Below are 20,237 nucleotides of genomic sequence, written 5' to 3' on the forward strand. Positions count from 1 at the left end.
AAAGCAGGGTAGGCGCGGTTTTTCTACTGCGGGTTTTGCCGGTTCCCGTTTGTAATCTTTGTTGGTATTGTGCGCGGTGAACGGGCGGCCCGGATGAACGGGTCGTGAGTTCACCTCTGCCCCAAGCGCTCTCGCGCGCTTTCTTAATCAGCAACGGACATTCAAACAATGAAATTCGATTCCCTTGCCCGGTCGCTTCTCGCGGCGGCGCTCGCCATTTGCTATGCCGGCGCCCAGGCCGCTTCGCAAGCCCCGGTTGCCGCCGAGAACGGCATGGTCGTCACGGCCCAACATCTCGCTACGCGCATTGGCGTCGACGTGCTCAAGGATGGCGGCAACGCAGTCGATGCAGCGGTTGCCGTCGGCTACGCGCTCGCGGTGGTTTACCCTGCGGCCGGCAACATAGGCGGTGGCGGTTTCATGACCATCCAGCTCGCCGATGGCCGCCGAACCTTCCTCGATTTCCGCGAAAAGGCGCCGCTGGCCGCGACCGCGAACATGTACCTCGATAAGGACGGCAACGTGGTCCCGGGCCTGAGCACGAAGGGCTATCTGGCGGTCGGCGTGCCGGGTACGGTGTCCGGCATGGAAATGGCGCTGACGAAATACGGCACCATGAAGCGCGCCGATGTCATCGCGCCGGCAATCAAATATGCTCAAGAGGGCTTCGTGCTCGACCAGGGCGACATCGATATCCTCGGGACCGCGACGGACGACTTCAAGAAGGACCCGCACGGCTCCGGTTCGATCTTCCTGAACCACGGCGAACCGTACCAGGTCGGCCAGAGGCTGGTGCAGAAAGACCTAGCGAAAACCTTGCGCGAGATCAGCACCAAGGGGCCTGATGGCTTCTACAAGGGCTGGGTCGGCAATGCGCTCGTTTCTTCGACGCAAGCCGGTAAGGGCATCATCACGCAGGCCGACCTCGACCAGTACAAGACGCGCGAACTCGCGCCGGTCGAGTGCGATTATCGCGGTTACCACGTGGTCTCGGCGCCGCCGCCGAGCTCGGGCGGGGTCGCTATCTGCGAGATCATGAATATCCTCGAGGGCTACCCCATGCAAAGCCTCGGCTTCCGTTCAGCCCAGGCCATGCAGTATCAGATCGAGGCCATGCGCCACGCTTACGTGGACCGCAACAGCTATCTGGGTGACCCCGACTTCGTGAAAAACCCGCTGGACCGTCTGCTCGACAAGAATTACGCGGCCAAGATCCGCGCGGCAATCGATCCGCAAAAGGCGGGGGTGTCGCAAGAGATCAAGCCGGGCGTGGCGCCGCATGAAGGCACCAACACGACGCATTATTCGATCGTCGATAAATGGGGCAACGCGGTCTCGGTGACGTACACGCTGAACGACTGGTTCGGCTCGGGCGTGATGGCGAACAAGACGGGCGTGTTGCTGAACGACGAGATGGATGACTTCACGTCCAAGATCGGTGTGCCCAACATGTATGGGCTGGTGCAGGGCGAGGCTAACGCTATTGGCCCGGGCCGGCGTCCGTTGTCGTCCATGAGCCCGACGATCGTCACGAAGGACGGCAAGACCGTGATGGTGGTCGGCACGCCGGGCGGCAGCCGCATCATTACCGCCACGCTGCTGACCATGCTCAACGTGATCGACTATGGCATGAATATTCAGGAGGCTGTGGATGCACCGCGTTTCCATCAGCAATGGCTGCCGGAAACGACGAATATCGAGCGCTTCACGCTGAGCCCCGATACGCAGAAGATCCTCGAAGGATGGGGGCAGAAGTTCTCGGGTCCGCAACCGGCCAACCACGTAGCGGCAATTCTGGTGGGCGCGCCGTCGCTGGGCGGCAAGCCCGTGGGCAAGAATCGTTTCTATGGCGCGAACGATCCGCGTCGTAACTCGGGACTCGCACTCGGCTATTGATTGATGCTGGGCCGTGCCGGCGAATGGTTTGTTATTGCCGGCCTAATGCGAGTTTTATGGCGTCGCGGCTACCGGCCGCGACGCGTTTCACCTCTCCCGTTTCACTCGCTGCTGGTCCACTCCACGTCGGCACCGACCGAGCGGAGGTTTTCAACAAAGCGCGGATGGGCACGGCGGATCGGCAGTGCATTGATAATCTCCGAACGCCCCTTGATGCTCGCCGCGACCATCAGCAACGCGATCGCCACGCGAATGATGTACGGGCTTTCCACTTTCGCCGGACTCAAGGGCAGGCCGCCGAACGTGATCAGCCGATGCGGGTCCGAGAGAAACACGTGCGCGCCGAACTTCGATAGCTCGACCGACCATCCCATCGCGCCGTCGTAGACCTTGTTCCAGAACATGGCGCTGCCTTCGGCTTTGACGCCGAGCGCGATGAAGATGGGCAACAGGTCGACCGGCAAATACGGCCAGGGCGCGGCTTCCACCTTGGTCAGGATGTTCTGCGTGAACGGCCGGCGCACGCGCAACGGACCGTCCTGGAACGCGCGCGACCAGCCGTCCTTATGCTCCACGTTCACGCCGAATTTCGCGAAGGTCCGGTCGATCAGCGGAAACTGGTCGGGCGCGGTATTCCTCACCGCGATGTTGCCGCCGGTGATCGCACCCAGCGCGAGGAAGGTCGCGATTTCGTGGAAGTCCTCGCTGAAACGAAACTCGCCGCCGCTGAGCTTGCGGCCGCCCGTGATGCCCGTTACGCTCAGGCGCGATGTGCCAATGCCGTCGATTGGTACGCCGAGCATGGCGAGGAAACGACAAAACTCCTGCACATGCGGTTCCGATGCCGCGTTGACGAGCGTCGACGTACCGCTCGCCGCTGCCGCGCATAGCGCGAAATTCTCGGTGGTGGTGACCGACGCATAGTCGAGCCAGTGATGATTCGCGGTCATCTGTGAAGCGGTTCGCACGATGAGCGAGTCGGCCGTGCGCTCGACCTTCGCGCCAAAACGTTCGAATACCTCGACATGCGGATCGATTTCGCGAACCCCCAGCGTGCAGCCCTTGACGTCGTTTTCCAGCCGCGCCACGCCGAATCGCGCGAGCAAAGGCGGCACCAGCATGATGGAAGAGCGCATCTCCTCGGGCAGGTGATGCGCGACAGGATCGAAGGTGGTTGCGTGATGATGCAGCTCGAGGATGCCGGTGGAAAAGTCCATCGACACATTGCTGCCGAGCGTACGGAAAATCTCGAGGATCTTTTTGACGTCGGTGATTTCAGGTACACCGATGAGGCGCAGCGGCTGATCAGTCAGCAGCGTGGCACAGAGAATTGGGAGGACAGCGTTTTTATTGGCAGACGGCGTGATCTCCCCGCGTAGCGGGACGCCGCCATGTACGATCAGATTCGACATGTTCGCAAAAGGCTCGTGGAAGAAGCGAAGGGACAATGATGCCACCGTGCGATGCGCACGGGCCAGAGATTGCGGTGGATTTCGCGTGGCGTCAGGGGGACGTATCAGCTACGCAACGTGACAAGCGCAGGCGCCTGCACTTATCCCTTGGCTCAGGCATCGATCGATGGCTTGACGAGGCCTCGGCGCTCCAGGCGATTGCGAAGCAGCCCTGCGCCGGCAGCGCCGATGACCAGGCACGCGTAAAGCACCAGGAGATTGTGGCGCCATTCGTCCAGCGTGAGCGCATGCGCCTGGATCTTCGGATCAGGAGCAGGGAGATGGGCATGGGCCGCCTCTACCGTCCGGGTCATGTGCATGAAGCCGGCCGCCGACAGCAGCGGCAAACCAATCATCAATGCGAGCAGCGCGGGCTTCGCGCGGCGCATGAAATCGTGGTGGCGATAACGTAGCCAGAGTCCGAGGCAGCCGTGCACCCAGCCCGGCGCCAGCAGCGCAAGTTGCAAACCCTGCGTGCCGCTCGAAATCAGCGAAATCACTATTTTTTCGTAGTCCGGCTCGAAGCCGTAGAGCGAAGCGGCGAGGCGGGTTCCCACTGCATGCCGGATCAGCAGCAGAGGCAGGCTGAGTCCTGCCCAGAGACGAATCCATTCGGTGGCGGGCAGCACCCAGTGGCGACGCCCGTAGAGTGTGCGCAAGGCCAGCGAAAAATGGAGCGCGGCCGCCCCGTAGAGCAGGATCGTACCGGGCGTGCTATGCCAGAGCCTGATGGCGAGCATCAGCCCGCGCCCCGCCAGATCCAATGACCAGATGCCGAGCGCATGATTGACCAGATGGAGGAACAAATAGGTCAGCAGCACCACGCCCGACCCAAGCTGCAGATGACGCGAAATCGGTTGCATCTCCATTCCTCTGACGTCGAACGTGGACGGGTACGTCGTACCTGAATGTCATTGCGTCCACGAGACCTGACAACAAAACTGGCGGGCTGGCGGATTTATTCCCCGTGGACGACTTCGGGAATAAATCGTGCTCATCCATAGTTATATGAGTGCACGCCTGACGATTTTATCCGGGACTTGAAGTTTCCCCTAAGCTCTCAGGTACGACGATTCCATGTATAAAAATCACCAGTTATGTTTGGCATGCCTAAATCGATGAACTGAGTGTTTTTCGTGAAGTGCCTGGCGCCGGTAGCTTTGGTGCAAGGAGGTTGAGATGAATATCGCCGAAAAGTCCTTGCGTTACCTGGTTGAAAAATGGCTTGCGCCCACTTCGGCCATGGGGATTCACGTCATTCAATTCGGCCGCACGGGTTCCGCGAAAAGTCGCTACGTGCGTGTGGAAGCTTCGACGCCAAGCGGTTCTCACGCCATTTTCTTCTTTCGCCACGACGACGGCAGCTGGTCTGTGTTTCCTCCCGCTACCTCACGGCCGTCCATGACGAACTATCGCCTTGCCGCATAGCGGATCCGGCCACCCGGATGCATCACTTGCGCGAGCCTACCGGGCTGAACCAATAAGCGATCGCGCCGACAACGAGCGGCACCGCCGTCACAACAAACAACCTCGAGTAAAGGTCCGCATTCGATACGCCCATCATGCGTGCTTCCTGTGCGATCAAGCCAAAGATGCTGCTTGCCAGCGCCACGCCCAAAAATACGAGGCTGTTCAGCAAGCCCAGGCCAAGCCCCAATTTTCCCGGCGCAATGATCGCCCGCGCTTGAGACATGACCAGCGGATGAATGCAGCCCACGGACAACAACAGGCAGATCGCGGCAACGCTGATGACCGGGCTTCGCTGCGGCATGGCCGCGAGCAAGAGCGCCGCCAGAACGCCTGCCGCTTGCCAGCCAAGCGACAACGACTTGGGAGACCATCGCCGGACGAGAAACGGAATGCAGAACGATGCGCCTATGCCCGCGATACTCATGACGGTCATCGCATTGCCGCGCGCCAGGATGTCGAAGCCGAATACGTCGGCCAGATACGGTCCGCCCCAGGAAGTGCGAAATGTTCCGCCCACCGACATCGCCAGGCAAACCGGCATCAACGTCCATAAGCCGCCGCGCGTGCGGGCGGGAGACATCGCCCGCACGGACGATGCTTGCGATTGCGGGGCATCACACAAAGGTTTTTCGTCTCGCCGGCGTACGAAGAAAATGACGCCGAGCGTCGCCAGCAACATCATCATGGCCGACAACGCCATGACCGGACGCCAGCCAAAATTTGCTGTTGCCCAGCTTAGCGGGAACGCCGCGAGCAGTCCTCCGGACATGCCAATTGCGCTGGCGGTGGTTATCGAGCGCACATCGCGCGGCCCCACGCCGTGACGGAGAACGTAGTTGAGCAGTCCCATGAAGACTGGCGCGCAACCGATTCCGATTCCCGCCTGCGCGATGATCGCGAGGCGCGGGTCGGTCGTGACCGACACGACCCCGGCGCTCAGCGTGCCCACGCTCATCAGGACCGCCGTGGGATAACGCACGCCATACCGGTCGAACATCAATCCAACCGGAATCTGTGCCAGGGCAAAGACCAGAAAGAACGCTCCGGAGAACCAGCCGAACATCTGCGGAGTGAAATGGAAATCCCCGATGAGCTGCGTCGAAATCACAGCCACATAGCTGCGGAAAAACTGGCTGAGTACATAACTGAATGTCAGCGCCCACAAACCGTAATCGGTTGATCGCACGGACGTGGAGGCACGCGGAGTTCCTGAAATATCGGTCATCGACTCATCGTGAAATTTTTTGTGTTGTGCTCGTTGTACGTGCCGAAGCTGGCGCAGCGAGTTGAATCGTCTGCCCACCGTCCTTCACAAGCTCGCGCGGGGTCAGTCCAAGCAGCCGGTTCATCCAGTGCGCCATGTGGCTTTGATGCGAAAAGCCCGTTTCCAGCGCCACCTGGCTGGTGCTGAGCTTGCCTTGCAATAGCAAGACCTTCGCGCGTTCGACGCGTCGCTGCACGACGTATCGATGCACCGGCATGCCGAGCGTCTCGCGAAACAGCACCTTGAAATGCGGCACGCTAAGCTGGGCCAACGCGGCAAGTTCGTCGAGCGTCAGGCGCTGGTCCAGATTGCTTTCGATGAAGTCAGTCACTCTTGTAGCCGTTCGCGGCGCTAGCGTACGCCCGCGGCCTTCGAGCGTGGCGATGCCGCCGCCGCTGTCGATCAGCCTGACCACCATTGCTGTGCAAAGACTCTCTGCATAGAGCGGATCGGACGCATCGCCGGCTTCCAGTTCCGCCTGCAGCGCCCACGCCAGATGCTGAAAACGCGGATCGCGCATCTGGAGTTGCGGACGGATCCCGGCTTCGCATGATTTCAGTTCGAGCTGCTCGAGCGTCTTGCGCGTGAACGACTCGCTGATCCAGATGCTGAGGATCGTGCAATCCGCTTCGTCGGTCCATTGGCCGTTGAGTCCCGCGGGGATCACGTCGGCGTCGCCATGCGCCTGAACACGTGCATAGCGACGTTGCTCGCACAAGCAGCGAGCCATCACCGGCGGGCCGACATGCACGCCGATGCGGTGATGCGGCATGGCCGGAATCCGGTGCGTGCCCGCCGAAATACCGAGCAGTGCCGCACCGAAGCCGTTCCAGCCTCGACCGCTGCTGGAGCGCAAATTGACGCGGGAGCCCGAAAGTGGCATGGGCAATGGTGTCACGGCATTCATGGCAGGTCCTCGCTGAGCTCGGCAAGCGAGCATTGTGCTGGGTTTTCCGCCAATTTGCTCGATGTCGTTACGGGTGACACCCTGAACCTGATCGTCTGCGGCGGTGCCGCAAGACGATCATCCGTATCTGCGCAGGTTGATCCTTCCCTGCGCGCCCGGAACGTTCAACCTCCCTACGATGACGACATCCATTCCAACAAGGAGTCGAATGTGTTCGTGATATTCGGAGCATCAGGCAAAGTAGGGCGCGTGAGCGCTGCATCGCTTCGCAATGCGGGGCATGCGGTCAGAGCCGTGGTACGAAACGAAGCCCAGGGCGAGCAGCTTGCGAGGATGGGCTGCGAGATCGTGCTCGCCGATCTGCTGAACCCGGCATCGGTGGCAAGTGCGATAGAAGGCGCGGATGCAGTACAGATCCTGTGCCCTGTCCCGATCGGTGACGCACATCCCGGCGGCACGATGCATCGCATGATTGAAGTTGCAGCCGATGCATTGCGCGCCAATCCACCATCCCATGTACTGGCGCTGTCCGACTATGGCGCGGAACTGGATCACGGTACGGGCATCACCTTGCTCTTTCATGCCCTCGAAAAGCAGTTGCAAACAGCGGTGCAACACCTGACATTGTTGCGCGCGGCGGAACATATGCAGAACTGGGCACGTGTGATACCCGTCGCGCTCGCAACGGGTAAGTTGCCGAGCTTGCATCATCCGCTGACCAAGCGCTTTCCGACGGTGGCGGCGCAGGACGTTGGGCTGTTGGCGGCAGAGTTGTTGCTGGGGGAGTCGCGCGGGATAGTCAGCATTGAAGGTCCGCGGCGAATCGCGGCGCTCGATGTCGCCCGTGCGCTAAGCGAGGTGAGCAGGCGCGAGGTCAGTGCGCATGAAGTGCCGCGCGACGAATGGCCTGCCATGCTGCTGCGCGCCGGCCTTGGCGCGGACCATGCACAGCTCATTGTCGATCTCTACGATACGCACAACGCGGGCCGCATCGACGTGGAAGAGGGAATAGGCGAACGGCGTTTCGGTACGACCGAGTTCCCAGAGGTCCTGGCCTCGATGCTGCCGCACGCCGCAACGGTGGCCAACTGAATGCGCAACTCGACGCAGCAGAAAGCGGTGCACTCCTCGCGTTCGCCGACCTATGCGAGCCGCGCTACGCGAGTGTGGCTTGCGGTCATCATCGGCCTGGCGGGAGTGGTGGGCGGCTATCACTTTCAGCGCATGTTAAGCGCTCTCCCTGACAGCAACGACGACTTCATTTTCTTCTAATCATCCGAAGTCGCCAGGCTACCCTCACAGGTCCAGTACGACGGCTGACGCTTCGCCCGAACCTATCCTCGCGGGTATTGCGCTGCATATCAACGCGTGTCCCGCCGGGATCTCTGCCTCGCACGGTGCGGGGTATGTCACGTCCCCCGACAACACGCGCGTGGCGCAAGTACCGCACACGCCGGACCGGCAATTCGATGCAGCCGACACGCCGTTCGCCTCTGCAAAATCCAGCAGGCTTCCGTCTTCCGGCGACCATTGCGCGTCGCGATGCGTACGCATGAAGACTACCTTCGATGACCGCTCGGGGTCGCGAGGAGCAACAGGCTTAGCGACAGCCAACGCCCGCACAGCGCTTTCTGTCCGCTTGACACTCGCCGGTCCGAACGCCTCGAAGCGAATCCGGTCGTCGGCAATGTTGAGTGCACGCAAGCCGCTGTACATGTCCTGCATGAATGCGCCGGGACCGCAGAGGTAAAAATCGTAATCGCCAAACGGCAACACGCTCTTGAGATACGCAATATCGACACGCCCTACGGGACCTGCCTCAGCCTGGCTGTCGCGCAGATACACCGAGAGGTTTGAGTGCGCTTGCTCAGCAGCCTTGAGTTCGTCAGCGAACGGGTGTTCTCCGGACCGCCGGGCACCATGGATAAAATAAATGTGCTCAGGCTGTGCGCGCCCGCTCGTGTCGGTGAGCAAGCTGTTCAACATGGCGACCATTGGCGTAATGCCTATGCCGGCAGACAGCAACACAACCGCGCGGCTACTCGTGCGGTCGAGTACGAAAGCCCCGCCCGGCGCCTTGGCCTCGATCTGCATTCCTGCCTTGACGTTCTCGTGCAGCCACGTCGACGCCACGCCCTCGCGCTTTACGGTGATCCGATAGCGCCGGCCTTGATGGGCATCGGAGAGGGTATAGGTTCTGATCAAGGGTGCTTCGAGCCCTGCACGGTGCAACCGGATCGGCAGGAACTGGCCGGGTTCGTATGCGGGGAGCGCCGATCCATCAGCGGCTTCAAAATAGAACGACCGCACGCCGGGGGCTTCGTCGCGAACGTCGGAGACCTTCAATTTGCGCCACGCGCTTGCGACTGCCGGCGTAGCCTCTTGCGCTTTCCAGCTACCAAGGTTCGCCAGTTGCGGCGCGTATTGCACAGAAGACCAGCGCATGGGCAACGCACCCGGAGTCCGACGCACCTCACGCACATGCCAGCGGATCAGGCGCTCGGCGCCATCGAATGAATCGAGTTCCGCGCCCTCCCAAATGATCTCGGCATCCACGGCAAGATACAGCAGATCCCCACTGTCGAAGTCGATCACGAGCAACCCGGCGCGCGGATCCTGCATCAGGTTGCCGATGGTATTGAAGAACAGGTTGCCGCTGAAATCGGGTGTGGTCAGCGTGTCGTCTTCATCGATGCGAATAAAGCCCGGCGCGCCGCCGCGATGCGATACATCTGCGCCCCGTCCCATGCCCGCTTCGCTCGAAGTGTTTGCAGTGGCGACAAAGAACGTATCGGCCCGCGCAAGCAGCGCGCGGTCGGCATCGCTCAGACGATTCGAAACCAGCGGCGCCGCTGCCGACCCTTCTTCCACATGGAACTCGACCGGCGTACGGCTCTGGATGTACTTGGCGCAGTTCCCGAAGCTCTGGCTTACGGCAACGGTGATCGCCTGATCGTCGATGGCGGTGACTACACCGTTCACACGATTGCGACGGCGAGTAGCGGGCTGAATGCCAAGACCGCCCACGACCGATCCGACCTGCCACGTGGCCCCAATCGGATCACCTGCCAGACTCCGTCCGGCAATACGCAGCGTGCGTTCATCCGGCGTCGAGATAAATCCCGGCGCACCAACCCGCAGCGTAGCCCACGGTTGCCCCGTCTCATCGACTCCACCGAGCACCATGAACGGCTGCTCCGCAAAGAACCGGCGATGCTGATCGGGCATGTAGTCGCGAATCCCGCGACGCGCGTCGACGTCCATCCGCTCGCGCACGCCCGCACGTTCCTGCGCGGCGAGTTCACCGGCATGGAACGGCGATTCCGCTGCACGCCAGCCCGAAGGCGGCGCGGTAACACGGGCGGGTTCAAGAGCGGACATGATGGTCTCGGTATAGGAGAGTGGTGTATGCCGTTTTAAATATTAGGTTGCCTCGGCGAGCAGGCCGGCCTTGCTCGCGGGCATCGCCAGGAAACGCGGCAGTGCCTCGACGCGCTTCAACCACGCGCGCAAATGCGGGAACGGCTCCAGCGAGATGCCGCCTTCGGGTGCATGCGCAATGTACGAATAAGCGGCTATGTCCGCGATGGTCGGCGTCTGCCCGACCGCGAACGGCTTGTCGCGAAACTCGGGATCGATGATCGCGAACAGGTCTTCCGCCATCTTCTTGGCAGTAGCGTAATCCTTTGGCGCGCCGAACACAGTCACGAGACGTGCGGCACAGGGGCCATACGCGATCTTTCCGGCCGCCAGCGACAGCCAGCGTTGCACCGCCGCGGCGCCGACAGGATCGTCCGGCAGCCACGACGCATCGCCGTATTTGCGCGCGAGATAGACAAGGATCGCGTTGGAATCGGTCAGGACAATATCGCCGTCTTCGATCACCGGTACTTCGCCGAACGGATTCAGTGCCAGATGCGCCGGTTGGCGGTTGTCTCCTGCTGCCATGTTCAGTTCGATGGTGGTGAAAGGCAGATCGAGCAGCGTCAGGAACAGCTTCGCCCGGTGCCCGTGGCCCGAGAGCAGCGTGGTATGGAGACGGATGGGTTGGAGCGGCTTCTGCAATGTGGGCACGATGGATACTCTGAAAGGGGTTGAACCGGTGTTTGGATGCAACAAGCATAAAGCGCCGCACAGGGCATGAGAAGACGGATAATGGTGGTTAGACAATCCTCTTAAAGTGGACAATCCATGACCAGCCTGAACGCGGTTAACCTTAACCGGCTGGTGGTTTTTGCAGCGGTGGTCGAGGCGGGTTCGCTAACGGCCGCGGCCGACCGTCTCGGGATCGCGAAGACCATGGTCAGCACCCACATGCAGCGTCTCGAGGCCGAGGTCGGGGCGACCCTGCTCATGCGCACTACGCGCCGGGTCAGCGTGACGGAGGCGGGCAGGACCTTCTATGAAGCGAGCCGGCAGATCCTGAGCGCGACCGAAGAGGCAATCTCTGCACTGGCGCAGGAGTCGGGCGTGCTGCGGGGAACGCTGCGTGTCGCCACGCCTATCGACTATGGGGCGAGCGTCATTGCGCCCATGCTCGTCGCATTGCAGCAGCGCCATCCGGAACTCAAGGTTGAACTCGTGTCGGCCGACCGTCAGGTGGATCTGGTCGCAGAAGCAGTCGATGTCGCGATCCGGCTCGGGCGGCTGGCGGACTCGAGTCATCGCGCAGTGAAGATCGGCGGCTTCGTCAAATGGCTCGTCGCAAGTCCCGGGTTCGTCGCTCGTTGGGGCAAGCCGACTACACTCGAAGCGGTCGCGAAATTGCCGTTCATCGGCATGTCGGCTTTACAGAAGCCGCTGGTTGCGCCGCTCGAAAGCACCCGCGGCGGGAAGCGGACTGTGCGCTTCAGCGCGGGTTTTCTCGCCGACACCGCGCCTACGTGTCGCGCAGCAGCATTGGCCGGCGGCGGCGTGGCTTACCTGACGAATTTCTCGATCGGAGAAGACGTTGAAGCGGGACGGCTGGTGCGCTTGCTGCCGGCGTGGTCATCGCCGCCCGCGGGCATTCACTGCATCTTTCCTTCGGCACGTTATCCGTTGCCGAAGGTGCGTGTGTTTATCGATGCGCTCAAGGCTCATCTGGAGACGAACGGCGGGTAGGCCGTACACCGTGCGCCGGTTGTTCACTCGGTGGTCGCTGCCCGTTCAAGCTCAAACGCTCAACCAGGCGCGCCACCATGCTGAGACTTACGTGGATGCGGGTCCCGGACCTGCGCCGATCTGCCAGACATAGATGGGTTCTTTCTGGTTGATCGACCAGTCGCCAACGAGTTTGGCCTTGTACACGATCGGGTTGTGCGACGAGACCGCGCGTGCATTGCGCCAATGACGATCAAGCGCCTTGCCGCCGCCAATGGCCGATGCACCCAGCGCATCGAAAAGATGGGTCGAGGCGCGCAACGCAAGTTCCGTCGCCACGATCTGGCCTTTGGCCGACTCTATTTCGGCCTCGATATTAAAGCGGTTCTCGGCGTCGATATCATCGGCAAAACGCGCTTCATATGCCCGCTGCGCCGGTTCCGTCGCGCGCAACGCGATCGCCTCCGCGGCATAGGCCCACGCGGCAATCTCTCCAACCACTTGCTGAATCTGGACGTCCTGGCTCACATGCGGCGCGTTGCCGTGGCTATAGATGCGCTTGCGGGCGCGCACTTCGGCCGCTGCGTCGAGTTCGGCCGCCCGGGCGATGCCGGCCAGCGTCGCCAGATGGAATAGTTGGTAGAACGCAGTCTGATATTTAAAGCGCCGCGCGAAGTCGACAATATGACCCGGTTCAACCACCGCGTCCTTGAACACCGTGGTGCCGCTGCCCGTGGTGCGCTGACCGAAACCATCCCAGTCATCGCTTAACGTCACGCCCGGCTGCTTCGCGGCGACCGCGACAATCACGTCGCTGCCGTCTTCAGCACGCTGCGCATAGACATCGATCCAGTCCGCGAAAATGCTGCCCGTGCTGTAGTACTTCTCACCGTTCAACACCCAACCGTCACCTTGCTTTGCTACCTTGGTGATGACGCTGCCCAGCGTGACGTTGCCCACTTCAGTCCACGCATTGCCGAACAGGTCGCCGCGTACGAAGCGCGCGAACCACTGGTCCCGTTCGGCGCTTGCGGGTGCGTTGACAATGTCTTCGACGAAAGCAAAGTGGCCACGCAATGCCTGCGGAAGATTGGAATCGGCGGCGCCGAGTTCGATCAGCAAGCGGAACAATTGTTTGACGGAGACGCCTGCACCGCCATGCGACACCGGCACGCGTAGTGCACCAAAACCCGCTTGCTTGAGCTCCACGATCTGATCGTAGGGCAGGGTCCTGAGCTGGTCGCGTTCGACAGATCCCGCAGCAATGCGCTCGAAGATGGGTCTGAAGCGGCTGGCGACGCTTTCGTAATCCGCTCCAACCGATAGCGCCACAGGCGGCAGTTGTGTCATGTCAAAAATCCTTGGGTGTTGTTAATGATGAGTCGAGGGCGGCCAAATGCGAGCACGAAGACTGTTCAATCTAGCCCATCGACTCCACCCGCGTTAGATCGTTTTCCGCAATGTTTATCGCCCCGGTGCGCATCACCGCTGCCTTCCAACGGCATTGCGTCGATACCACTGTTTTAACGTCGCGTTCCGTTGCTGCTGCTTATCTAAGCCGGCCGCCGCACATATAGATAGCTGAATAAATTGCTTGGGTGGCTGCGGCTGCCTGAAATAGATTCTGGATCCGTGAGTCGAAATCGCAACGACGATGCACGACATCAGTGCATCGGTATGCTAATTAATCAGGAGATCGCAATGAGCGAGCAGCAAGACGGGAAGCAGGACGCGCTAAAGTTTGCCTATTGGGTTCCCAATGTCAGCGGTGGCCTCGTAGTCAGCACGATAGAGCAGCGCACCGACTGGAGCGTTGAATACAACCAGAAGCTTGCGCAGACCGCGGAGAAAGCGGGCTTCGACTACGCGCTCAGTCAAATCCGGTTTACGGCGGGCTATGGCGCGGACAATCAACACGAGTCGGTGTCTTTCAGCCAGGCGTTGTTGCACGCAACTACCAAGCTGAAAGTGCTTGCCGCGATCTTGCCGGGACCGTGGAGTCCGGCGGTTGTCGCCAAGCAGATAGCGACCATCGATCATATCTCCAAGGGGCGAATTGGCATTAACCTAGTAAGCGGCTGGTTCAAAGGCGAATTTACGGCGATCGGTGAACCGTGGCTCGAACACGACGAACGTTACCGCCGGTCGCACGAATTCATTGAAGCGCTCAAGGGCATCTGGACTCAGGACAACTTTACGTTCAGAGGCGATTTTTATCGGTTCAACAATTACACGCTGAGTCCGAAGCCGGTACAAAAGCCGCACCCGGAAATCTTCCAGGGCGGTAGCTCGCGTGCAGCCCGTGACAACGCCGCAAGTGTGTCGGACTGGTACTTCACGAACGGCAATACGCCCGAGAACCTCAAGCTGCAAATTGACGATATCCAGGCCAAGGCCGCCATCAATAACCACAAGGTGCGCATTGGCGTGAATGCGTTTGTGATCGCCCGCGATACCGAGGAAGAAGCCAAGGCCGTGCTCGCGGACATCATCAAGCATGCGCACGTGGAAGCGGTTCATGCGTTCGGGGACGCCGCGAAGCAGGCCGGCAGCGCATCGCCTGAAGGTGAGGGCAACTGGGCCAAATCGACATTCGAAGACCTGGTGCAATACAACGACGGTTTCCGTACCAACCTGATCGGCACGCCACGCCAGATTGCCGAGCGGATCGTGGAGCTTAAGTCGGTGGGGGTGGATCTGGTGCTGGCCGGATTCCTGCACTTCATCGAAGAGGTCGAGTATTTCGGGCAACGGGTCTTGCCGCTCGTGCGGGAGCTTGAAGAGGCCGCGCAACTCGAAGCAAAGGCTGCGTGAGATGGCAGCGCCAACGCCGGAGTTTCCGGACACCTTGCCCGCATGGCTTGCCGAACAGGCGAGGCATCGCCCTCACGCGCCCGCGTTGAGGCATAAGCGGCTGGGCCTATGGGAGCAGCTAAGCTGGCACGCATTGGCCGAGAAGGTGGAGGCGCTTGCGGCCGGCCTGGCGGCGCATGATTTCGGTGCGGGCGATGCGCTGCTGCTCGTTAGCCAGCCGCGCGAAGAGGCGCTGTGTTTGTCGCTCGCCGCACAATGGCGCGGAGGCGTTGCGGTGCCGGTCGAGCCTTCCGTATCGGATCAAGCGCTTGGCCGGATCGTGCGGCATCTGGCGCCGCTTTTTACCTTCGCCGACGATGACCAACAGGTCGACCGCTTGCTTGCGCTGTCGCAGTGGGTGATAGACGCGAATCCGCGCAGCTTGCGGCCGCATCCGCATGCGGACGTGATTGAGTACAGCACGTTGGTGTCGCCGGATAAGGGAGCCAACGCCATTGCACGACCCGAGCAGGATGCCTTTATCTTCTATCGCGATGACGCCGGGCACGGCATCGAAGAGCAGCGCATCACTCATGCAACGCTGATTCGCGAGGCGCGGCTGGTCGCGGCGAAGGAACATCTGCATCCGGCCGATGATGCGTTCGCGGCCCGCGCATTTGCGACAGCGGCGCAGGCGCGTTATCTCGTTGCACCGTGGTTGTTGACCGGTTTTCGCCTGAATTTTCCCGAATCGCTGGAGACCCGCGATAACGACCGGCGTGAACTCGCGCCCACTTTGGTTGCGGGAACGCGAGAGACCTATGGCCGCGTTGCGCGGCTCGTCGATACAAGGCTGCCCGGGGCGAATTCAGTCCGGCGCCGCCTGCTTGATCGCTTGAGCGACGAGCGGTCGTCCGGGTTGCTGCGCCTCGTTGCATGGTGGGTTGTCGCGCGGCCCTTGCGTGAGGTGATCGGCTTCAGGCGAACCCATGCCGCCTTGGTCGCCGGTGCCGCTCTGGACGACGACGCAGCGCGCTTGTTCAAGGCGTTGCGAATCGATGTCCGCACATGGCCGGACGATGGTCAATGGCAGCGTTTGCCTGAGCCCATTCTGACGGCTCAGCAAGCAGCTGATGTACAAGGACAACCCGCGTGACGTCTCAAGAACAATCCTTACCCATCGCCTCGCAAGCGCTGCTTTCACTCGACCGGATTTCGTTATCGTTTGGCGGTGTCAAGGCAATCACTGACATCAGCTTCGACGTCCACCAAGGCGAGATCTGCGCGTTGATCGGCCCGAACGGCGCAGGCAAGAGTTCGCTGCTCAACGTGATTAACGGCGTCTACCGGCCGCAGCAGGGCACCGTGCGTTTCGATGGCGCCGAGAGCCGTCGCATGAGTCCGCATGACGCGGCGCATCGTGGCATTGCACGCACGTTTCAAAACATCGCGTTGTTCCGGCGCATGAGCGTGCTCGACAACGTATTGACGGGACGCAATTTGCATCGCGGCAGCACGTGGATCGAGCAAACCTTTCGAGTCGGCCGGGCGCAACGTGACGAAGCAACACAACGTCGCTACGCCGAGGTCGTGATCGAAGCGCTGGACCTGCAACGTGTGCGTCATAGCGTTGTAGGCACCCTGTCGTATGGCGTTCAGAAGCGCGTGGAACTGGCCCGCGCGTTGGCCGCCGAGCCGCGTCTGCTCCTGCTCGATGAACCGATGGCCGGCATGAACGCCGAAGAGAAACGCGCGATGGCTGGTTTCATTGTCGATGCTAACGAGCAATTCGGCGTGACGGTCGTGCTGATCGAGCATGACATAGGCGTGGTGATGGATCTCTCCGATCACATTGTCGTGCTCGACTACGGCAAGAAGATTGCAGATGGGATACCCGCCGATGTGCGTGCAGATCCCGCCGTGCTGGCGGCTTATCTGGGCACGCGTCACTAGGCTTGCTGCGTTCGCTTACTTCTCCGATTTACCCAAAGGCTGCATCCATGAGTTTCTTCCTCGAAGTGCTGGTCGGAGGTCTGTTGGCCGGCGTGATGTATTCGCTGGTCGCAATAGGCTTCGTATTGATCTACAAGGCCTCGGGTGTGTTCAACTTTGCGCAGGGCTCGCTCGTGCTGTTCGGCGCGCTGACATTCGTGAGTTTGGTCGAACGCCACGTTGCACCCTGGCTCGCATTTGCCGCAACGCTTGCCGTGCTCGTGCTGATTGCGATTGCGATAGAACGAGCAGTGCTTCGGCCGCTCGTGAACCGCACGCCTATCGTGCTTTTCATGGCGACGCTGGGCCTGAGTTTCATTCTCGAAGGCGCCGCCCAGTTGTTCTGGGGTGCGCAGGTGCATGGACTGGATCTGGGTATCGACGATAAGCCGCTTCAGTTGGGCGGCGTGATGATCAGCCAGTTCGATCTCTTCGCGGCAGCCACGGCCGGTGTGCTTGTGATCGCGTTGTCGCTGATGACGAATCGCACGCGGCTCGGTTTATCGCTGCGCGCCGTGGCCGACGATCCGCTTGCCGCGCTTGCAGTGGGGATACGCTTGCCGCGAATCTGGGCCATTGTGTGGTCGCTGGCGGGGTTCGTCAGCCTTGTTGCAGGGTTGCTGTGGGGTGCGCGGCTCGGGGTGCAGTTCTCGTTGTCGCTGGTGGTGCTGAAGGCGCTGCCGGTGCTGATCATTGGCGGCTTCTCGTCGATCGGCGGAGCAATCGTCGGCGGTCTGCTGGTTGGCGCCTCCGAGAAGCTGGCCGAGGTGTATCTGGGCTCACTGGTGGGCGGTGGCATCGAGAACTGGTTTCCGTATGTGCTTGCCATTGTGTTCCTGCTCGCGCGTCCTGCTGGCTTGTTCGGCGAACCCGCCGTCGAACGGGTATGAGGACGCTTATGTCGAACATCGCCATTCGTCACGCGAGGTTGAACGTTGCAACGCCGGTCGCTTCAGGCCTCGTGATAGCGGCGGTTCTGGCTTTGCTCGCTGCTGTGCCGGGCGTAGCCAGCGAATACTGGCTGAGCGCCGTGCTTACTCCGTTTTTGATCTTGTCCCTGGCCGGACTCGGCTTGAATCTGCTGACGGGTTATGCCGGTCAACTGTCGCTGGGTACTGCGGCGTTCATGGCCGTAGGCGCCTACGCAACCTATAACTTCGCCGTCCGTGTACCGGGGTTGTCACTGCTGTTGGACCTTCTGCTAGGCGGCTTGATTACGGCAACTATCGGTACGTTGTTCGGCCTGCCAAGTCTTCGCATCAAGGGTTTTTACTTGATTGCCTCGACGCTGGCCGCGCAGTTTTTCATCGAATGGCTTCTCACGAAAGTGAGCTGGTTCTCCAACGACGATACGTCCGGCGTCCTGAGCGCTCCCCGGCTGTCGATCTTCGGCTGGTCCATCGCCACACCGGTTTCGCGCTATCAGTTCGTTCTCGGCGTTGTCGTGGTGGTGTTCGTAGTGGCCGCGAGTCTTGTGCGCAGCGAACTCGGCCGGCGCTGGATGGCAGTACGCGACATGGACACGGCAGCAGCGGTCATCGGCATTCCGATTGGCCGCACCAAGTTGCTGGCGTTCGCTGTCAGTTCGTTTGTCATCGGCATTGCGGGAGCGCTCTGGGCGTTCGCGTATCTCGGCACGGTCGAGCCGCATGGCTTCGACCTGAACCTGTCTTTCGAGGTGCTGTTCATCATCATCATCGGCGGGATGGGCAGCATTGCGGGCAACTTCTACGGCGCTGCTTTCATCGTCTTGCTGCCCATTGCGTTGTCCCACGCGGCGGGTGCGCTCGCCGCTATTGGCGTGGACGTCGGGCAACTTCAGAACCTCCAGAAGATCCTCTTTGGCACGTTGATCATCGTGTTCCTCATCAAGGAACCGGATGGGCTTGCGCGACTGGTGCAGATCGCCCGGCAACGTCTCAGGAACTGGCCGCTGCGGGCCTGAATGTTTGCGCAGAAACACATTCATATCTCTCATCTCAATCCAGGCAGACACGGACCCGTTCAGCATGAATCTTTCACTATCACGTTTATTCCGCGCGACCTGGTCGCGCTTGGCAGGCATCGCCGGCGTATCGCTTTTGCTCACGGCCGGGGTTGTTGCGACCACGTCGAATGCGTACGCAGGGGGCGAGGAATATTTCCCCTTGCAGAGCTACAGAGTAGGACCCTACGCGGCGGGAGGCACTGGTTTCTTTGGCGGTTTTATCGACTACATGAAGCTCATCAATACCCGTGACGGTGGTGTGAACGGCGTCAAGCTGACGTGGAGCGAATGCGAAACAGAATATGTGGTGGAGAAGGGCGTGGAATGCTACGAGCGCCTGAAGGCCGGCCTCAACGGCGCACCGGCGGCCGCCACGAATCCGCTCTCGGTCGGCATAGCGTATGCAACCATCGACCGGTCGACGGCGGACAAGCTGCCGCTCATCACGATCAATCATGGCCGCACGGACTCGACCGATGGCGCCGTGTTCCCCTACGTGTTTCCGCTGCAGCTGAACCCGTATAGCGAAGTGTCGGCGATCATCAATTACATCGGGACGCAGTCAGGCGGGTTGCAGGGTTTGAAGGGCAAGAAGATCGTGGTGCTTTATCACGGCTCGCCTTATGGCCGCGAGACCATTCCCGTACTCGATATCCTCGCGAAGAAGTACGGCTTCGAACTGACGCAGATCGAGGTGCCGCATCCGGGCAACGAACAGGGTTCGCAGTGGCTCAACATTCATCGGATCAACCCTGACTGGGTCATCCTGCGTGGCTGGGGCGTGATGAATCCGGTAGCGCTCAAGTCCGCGCAGAAGGTGGGCTTCCCGGCGAACCACATCATTGGCAACATCTGGAGCAACTCGGAAGAAGACGTGCGTCCTGCGGGCGACGCCGCCAAGGGTTTCATCTCGATCACCACGCATCCGTCGGGTACGAACTATCCCGTGCTGCAGGCTATCGATCAATACGTCATCAAGCCGGGCAAAGGCAACCTCAGTGACCCGGCGCGCTTCGGGACGGTGTATTACAACCTGGGTGTCGTGAACGGGATTCTCAATGTGGAAGCGTTACGCGTTGCTCAGGCGAAATACGGCAATAAGCCGCTGACGGGCGAACAGGTCCGCTGGGGGTTTGAACACCTTGATCTCGACAACCCTCGCCTGAAACAGTTGGGCGCGTACGGATTGGTGCAACCGCTCAAGCTGTCGTGCTCGGATCATGAAGGCGGTGGCGCCGTGCGATTCCAGCAATGGGACGGACAGCAGTGGAAGGTGATCAGCGACTGGGTGCAGGCGGATCGTGCGCTGCTGCGTCCGATCATCGAAAATTCGGCGAATGCGTATGCGAAAGAGAAGGGCATCACACCGCGCGACTGCAGCAAGGATCTGTAGCA

General features: G+C 60.9%; 18 protein-coding genes. 11 read left to right on the top strand and 7 right to left on the bottom strand.

Annotation, left to right across the window (positions count from 1 at the left end; all coding sequences use genetic code 11):
• The first annotated feature begins 273 nt into the window (after window positions 1–273).
• The gene (gene ggt, locus FH08_RS0127885) at window positions 274–1,896 is read left to right on the top strand and encodes a gamma-glutamyltransferase (RefSeq protein WP_235210523.1); all 1,623 of its coding nucleotides are present in this window, start codon (window positions 274–276) and stop codon (window positions 1,894–1,896) included.
• 101 nt (window positions 1,897–1,997) lie between these two features.
• On the opposite strand, the gene FH08_RS0127890 is transcribed toward ggt, so the two are convergent.
• Window positions 1,998–3,308 carry a UDP-N-acetylglucosamine 1-carboxyvinyltransferase gene (locus FH08_RS0127890; protein WP_031361506.1) on the bottom strand — a complete coding sequence of 437 codons (1,311 nt, stop codon included), beginning with the start codon at window positions 3,306–3,308 and terminating at the stop codon, window positions 1,998–2,000.
• Between the two features lie 152 nt (window positions 3,309–3,460).
• A complete protein-coding gene (locus FH08_RS0127895) occupies window positions 3,461–4,210 on the bottom strand; it encodes a hypothetical protein (RefSeq protein WP_031361507.1) in 750 nt (249 codons plus the stop codon).
• Window positions 4,211–4,526: 316 nt separating this feature from the next.
• Between FH08_RS0127895 and FH08_RS0127900 the strand changes: the two genes are divergently transcribed.
• Window positions 4,527–4,775: a hypothetical protein gene (locus FH08_RS0127900; RefSeq protein WP_031361508.1), complete on the top strand. Its 249-nt coding sequence runs from the start codon at window positions 4,527–4,529 to the stop codon at window positions 4,773–4,775.
• A gap of 22 nt (window positions 4,776–4,797) precedes the next feature.
• Here FH08_RS0127900 and FH08_RS0127905 read toward each other — a convergent pair whose 3' ends face one another.
• Together FH08_RS0127905 and FH08_RS0127910 are read right to left on the bottom strand one after the other, a co-directional pair.
• Complete coding sequence (locus tag FH08_RS0127905) at window positions 4,798–6,042, bottom strand: MFS transporter (protein ID WP_031361509.1); 1,245 nt, start codon at window positions 6,040–6,042, stop codon at window positions 4,798–4,800.
• 4 nt (window positions 6,043–6,046) lie between these two features.
• Window positions 6,047–6,988 (bottom strand): helix-turn-helix domain-containing protein, encoded by a 942-nt coding sequence (locus FH08_RS0127910; RefSeq protein ID WP_051888598.1) that lies wholly within the window; start codon window positions 6,986–6,988, stop codon window positions 6,047–6,049.
• Between the two features lie 210 nt (window positions 6,989–7,198).
• Here FH08_RS0127910 and FH08_RS0127915 point away from each other — a divergent pair, with 210 nt between their 5' ends.
• A complete protein-coding gene (locus tag FH08_RS0127915) occupies window positions 7,199–8,080 on the top strand; it encodes an NAD(P)H-binding protein (protein WP_031361511.1) in 882 nt (293 codons plus the stop codon).
• On the top strand, window positions 8,081–8,260 hold the full coding sequence (locus FH08_RS0127920) for a hypothetical protein (protein WP_031361512.1): 180 nt from the start codon (window positions 8,081–8,083) through the stop codon (window positions 8,258–8,260).
• 24 nt (window positions 8,261–8,284) lie between these two features.
• Here FH08_RS0127920 and FH08_RS0127925 read toward each other — a convergent pair whose 3' ends face one another.
• Together FH08_RS0127925 and FH08_RS0127930 are read right to left on the bottom strand one after the other, a co-directional pair.
• Window positions 8,285–10,369: a pyridoxamine 5'-phosphate oxidase family protein gene (locus FH08_RS0127925; protein WP_031361513.1), complete on the bottom strand. Its 2,085-nt coding sequence runs from the start codon at window positions 10,367–10,369 to the stop codon at window positions 8,285–8,287.
• 42 nt (window positions 10,370–10,411) lie between these two features.
• Window positions 10,412–11,062, bottom strand: coding sequence for a glutathione S-transferase family protein (locus tag FH08_RS0127930; RefSeq protein WP_031361514.1), 651 nt, complete (start codon window positions 11,060–11,062; stop codon window positions 10,412–10,414).
• Window positions 11,063–11,179: 117 nt separating this feature from the next.
• On the opposite strand from FH08_RS0127930, the gene FH08_RS0127935 reads away from it, so the two are divergent.
• Complete coding sequence (locus FH08_RS0127935) at window positions 11,180–12,091, top strand: LysR family transcriptional regulator (RefSeq protein ID WP_031361515.1); 912 nt, start codon at window positions 11,180–11,182, stop codon at window positions 12,089–12,091.
• Window positions 12,092–12,178: 87 nt separating this feature from the next.
• Here FH08_RS0127935 and FH08_RS0127940 read toward each other — a convergent pair whose 3' ends face one another.
• A complete protein-coding gene (locus FH08_RS0127940) occupies window positions 12,179–13,420 on the bottom strand; it encodes an acyl-CoA dehydrogenase family protein (protein WP_031361516.1) in 1,242 nt (413 codons plus the stop codon).
• A 351-nt stretch (window positions 13,421–13,771) separates the two neighbouring features.
• Here FH08_RS0127940 and sfnG point away from each other — a divergent pair, with 351 nt between their 5' ends.
• The 6 genes from sfnG to FH08_RS0127970 all read left to right on the top strand — a co-directional run bounded on the left by sfnG (window position 13,772) and on the right by FH08_RS0127970 (window position 20,235).
• Window positions 13,772–14,884 carry a dimethylsulfone monooxygenase SfnG gene (gene sfnG / locus FH08_RS0127945; RefSeq protein ID WP_031361517.1) on the top strand — a complete coding sequence of 371 codons (1,113 nt, stop codon included), beginning with the start codon at window positions 13,772–13,774 and terminating at the stop codon, window positions 14,882–14,884.
• 1 nt (window position 14,885) lies between these two features.
• Window positions 14,886–16,019, top strand: a complete 1,134-nt coding sequence (locus FH08_RS0127950) for an AMP-binding protein (protein WP_051888599.1) — start codon at window positions 14,886–14,888, stop codon at window positions 16,017–16,019.
• Window positions 16,016–16,816 carry an ABC transporter ATP-binding protein gene (locus FH08_RS0127955; RefSeq protein WP_152602936.1) on the top strand — a complete coding sequence of 267 codons (801 nt, stop codon included), beginning with the start codon at window positions 16,016–16,018 and terminating at the stop codon, window positions 16,814–16,816. Before FH08_RS0127950 ends, FH08_RS0127955 begins: the two co-directional genes overlap by 4 nt.
• A 47-nt stretch (window positions 16,817–16,863) precedes the next feature.
• On the top strand, window positions 16,864–17,745 hold the full coding sequence (locus tag FH08_RS0127960; protein WP_031361520.1) for a branched-chain amino acid ABC transporter permease: 882 nt from the start codon (window positions 16,864–16,866) through the stop codon (window positions 17,743–17,745).
• A gap of 8 nt (window positions 17,746–17,753) precedes the next feature.
• Entirely contained in the window at window positions 17,754–18,800 is a 1,047-nt protein-coding gene (locus FH08_RS0127965) for a branched-chain amino acid ABC transporter permease (protein WP_081889592.1), read from the top strand.
• 64 nt (window positions 18,801–18,864) lie between these two features.
• Window positions 18,865–20,235 (top strand): ABC transporter substrate-binding protein, encoded by a 1,371-nt coding sequence (locus FH08_RS0127970; RefSeq protein WP_031361522.1) that lies wholly within the window; start codon window positions 18,865–18,867, stop codon window positions 20,233–20,235.
• The last annotated feature ends 2 nt before the right edge of the window (window positions 20,236–20,237 follow it).

Origin of the sequence: Caballeronia sordidicola (assembly GCF_000729995.1) — a bacterium.
GTDB classification, from domain to species: Bacteria; Pseudomonadota; Gammaproteobacteria; order Burkholderiales; family Burkholderiaceae; genus Caballeronia; species Caballeronia sordidicola_A.

Excerpts from the sequence above, each read along its gene's own strand:
- ggt (WP_235210523.1), top strand. The coding sequence starts at position 274 with ATGGTCGTCACGGCCCAACATCTCGCTACGCGCATTGGCGTCGACGTG.
- FH08_RS0127890 (WP_031361506.1), bottom strand. The coding sequence starts at position 3,308 with ATGTCGAATCTGATCGTACATGGCGGCGTCCCGCTACGCGGGGAGATC.
- FH08_RS0127895 (WP_031361507.1), bottom strand. The coding sequence starts at position 4,210 with ATGCAACCGATTTCGCGTCATCTGCAGCTTGGGTCGGGCGTGGTGCTG.
- FH08_RS0127900 (WP_031361508.1), top strand. The coding sequence starts at position 4,527 with ATGAATATCGCCGAAAAGTCCTTGCGTTACCTGGTTGAAAAATGGCTT.
- FH08_RS0127905 (WP_031361509.1), bottom strand. The coding sequence starts at position 6,042 with ATGACCGATATTTCAGGAACTCCGCGTGCCTCCACGTCCGTGCGATCA.
- FH08_RS0127910 (WP_051888598.1), bottom strand. The coding sequence starts at position 6,988 with ATGAATGCCGTGACACCATTGCCCATGCCACTTTCGGGCTCCCGCGTC.
- FH08_RS0127920 (WP_031361512.1), top strand. The coding sequence starts at position 8,081 with ATGCGCAACTCGACGCAGCAGAAAGCGGTGCACTCCTCGCGTTCGCCG.
- FH08_RS0127925 (WP_031361513.1), bottom strand. The coding sequence starts at position 10,369 with ATGTCCGCTCTTGAACCCGCCCGTGTTACCGCGCCGCCTTCGGGCTGG.
- FH08_RS0127935 (WP_031361515.1), top strand. The coding sequence starts at position 11,180 with ATGACCAGCCTGAACGCGGTTAACCTTAACCGGCTGGTGGTTTTTGCA.
- FH08_RS0127940 (WP_031361516.1), bottom strand. The coding sequence starts at position 13,420 with ATGACACAACTGCCGCCTGTGGCGCTATCGGTTGGAGCGGATTACGAA.
- sfnG (WP_031361517.1), top strand. The coding sequence starts at position 13,772 with ATGAGCGAGCAGCAAGACGGGAAGCAGGACGCGCTAAAGTTTGCCTAT.
- FH08_RS0127950 (WP_051888599.1), top strand. The coding sequence starts at position 14,886 with ATGGCAGCGCCAACGCCGGAGTTTCCGGACACCTTGCCCGCATGGCTT.
- FH08_RS0127960 (WP_031361520.1), top strand. The coding sequence starts at position 16,864 with ATGAGTTTCTTCCTCGAAGTGCTGGTCGGAGGTCTGTTGGCCGGCGTG.
- FH08_RS0127965 (WP_081889592.1), top strand. The coding sequence starts at position 17,754 with ATGTCGAACATCGCCATTCGTCACGCGAGGTTGAACGTTGCAACGCCG.
- FH08_RS0127970 (WP_031361522.1), top strand. The coding sequence starts at position 18,865 with ATGAATCTTTCACTATCACGTTTATTCCGCGCGACCTGGTCGCGCTTG.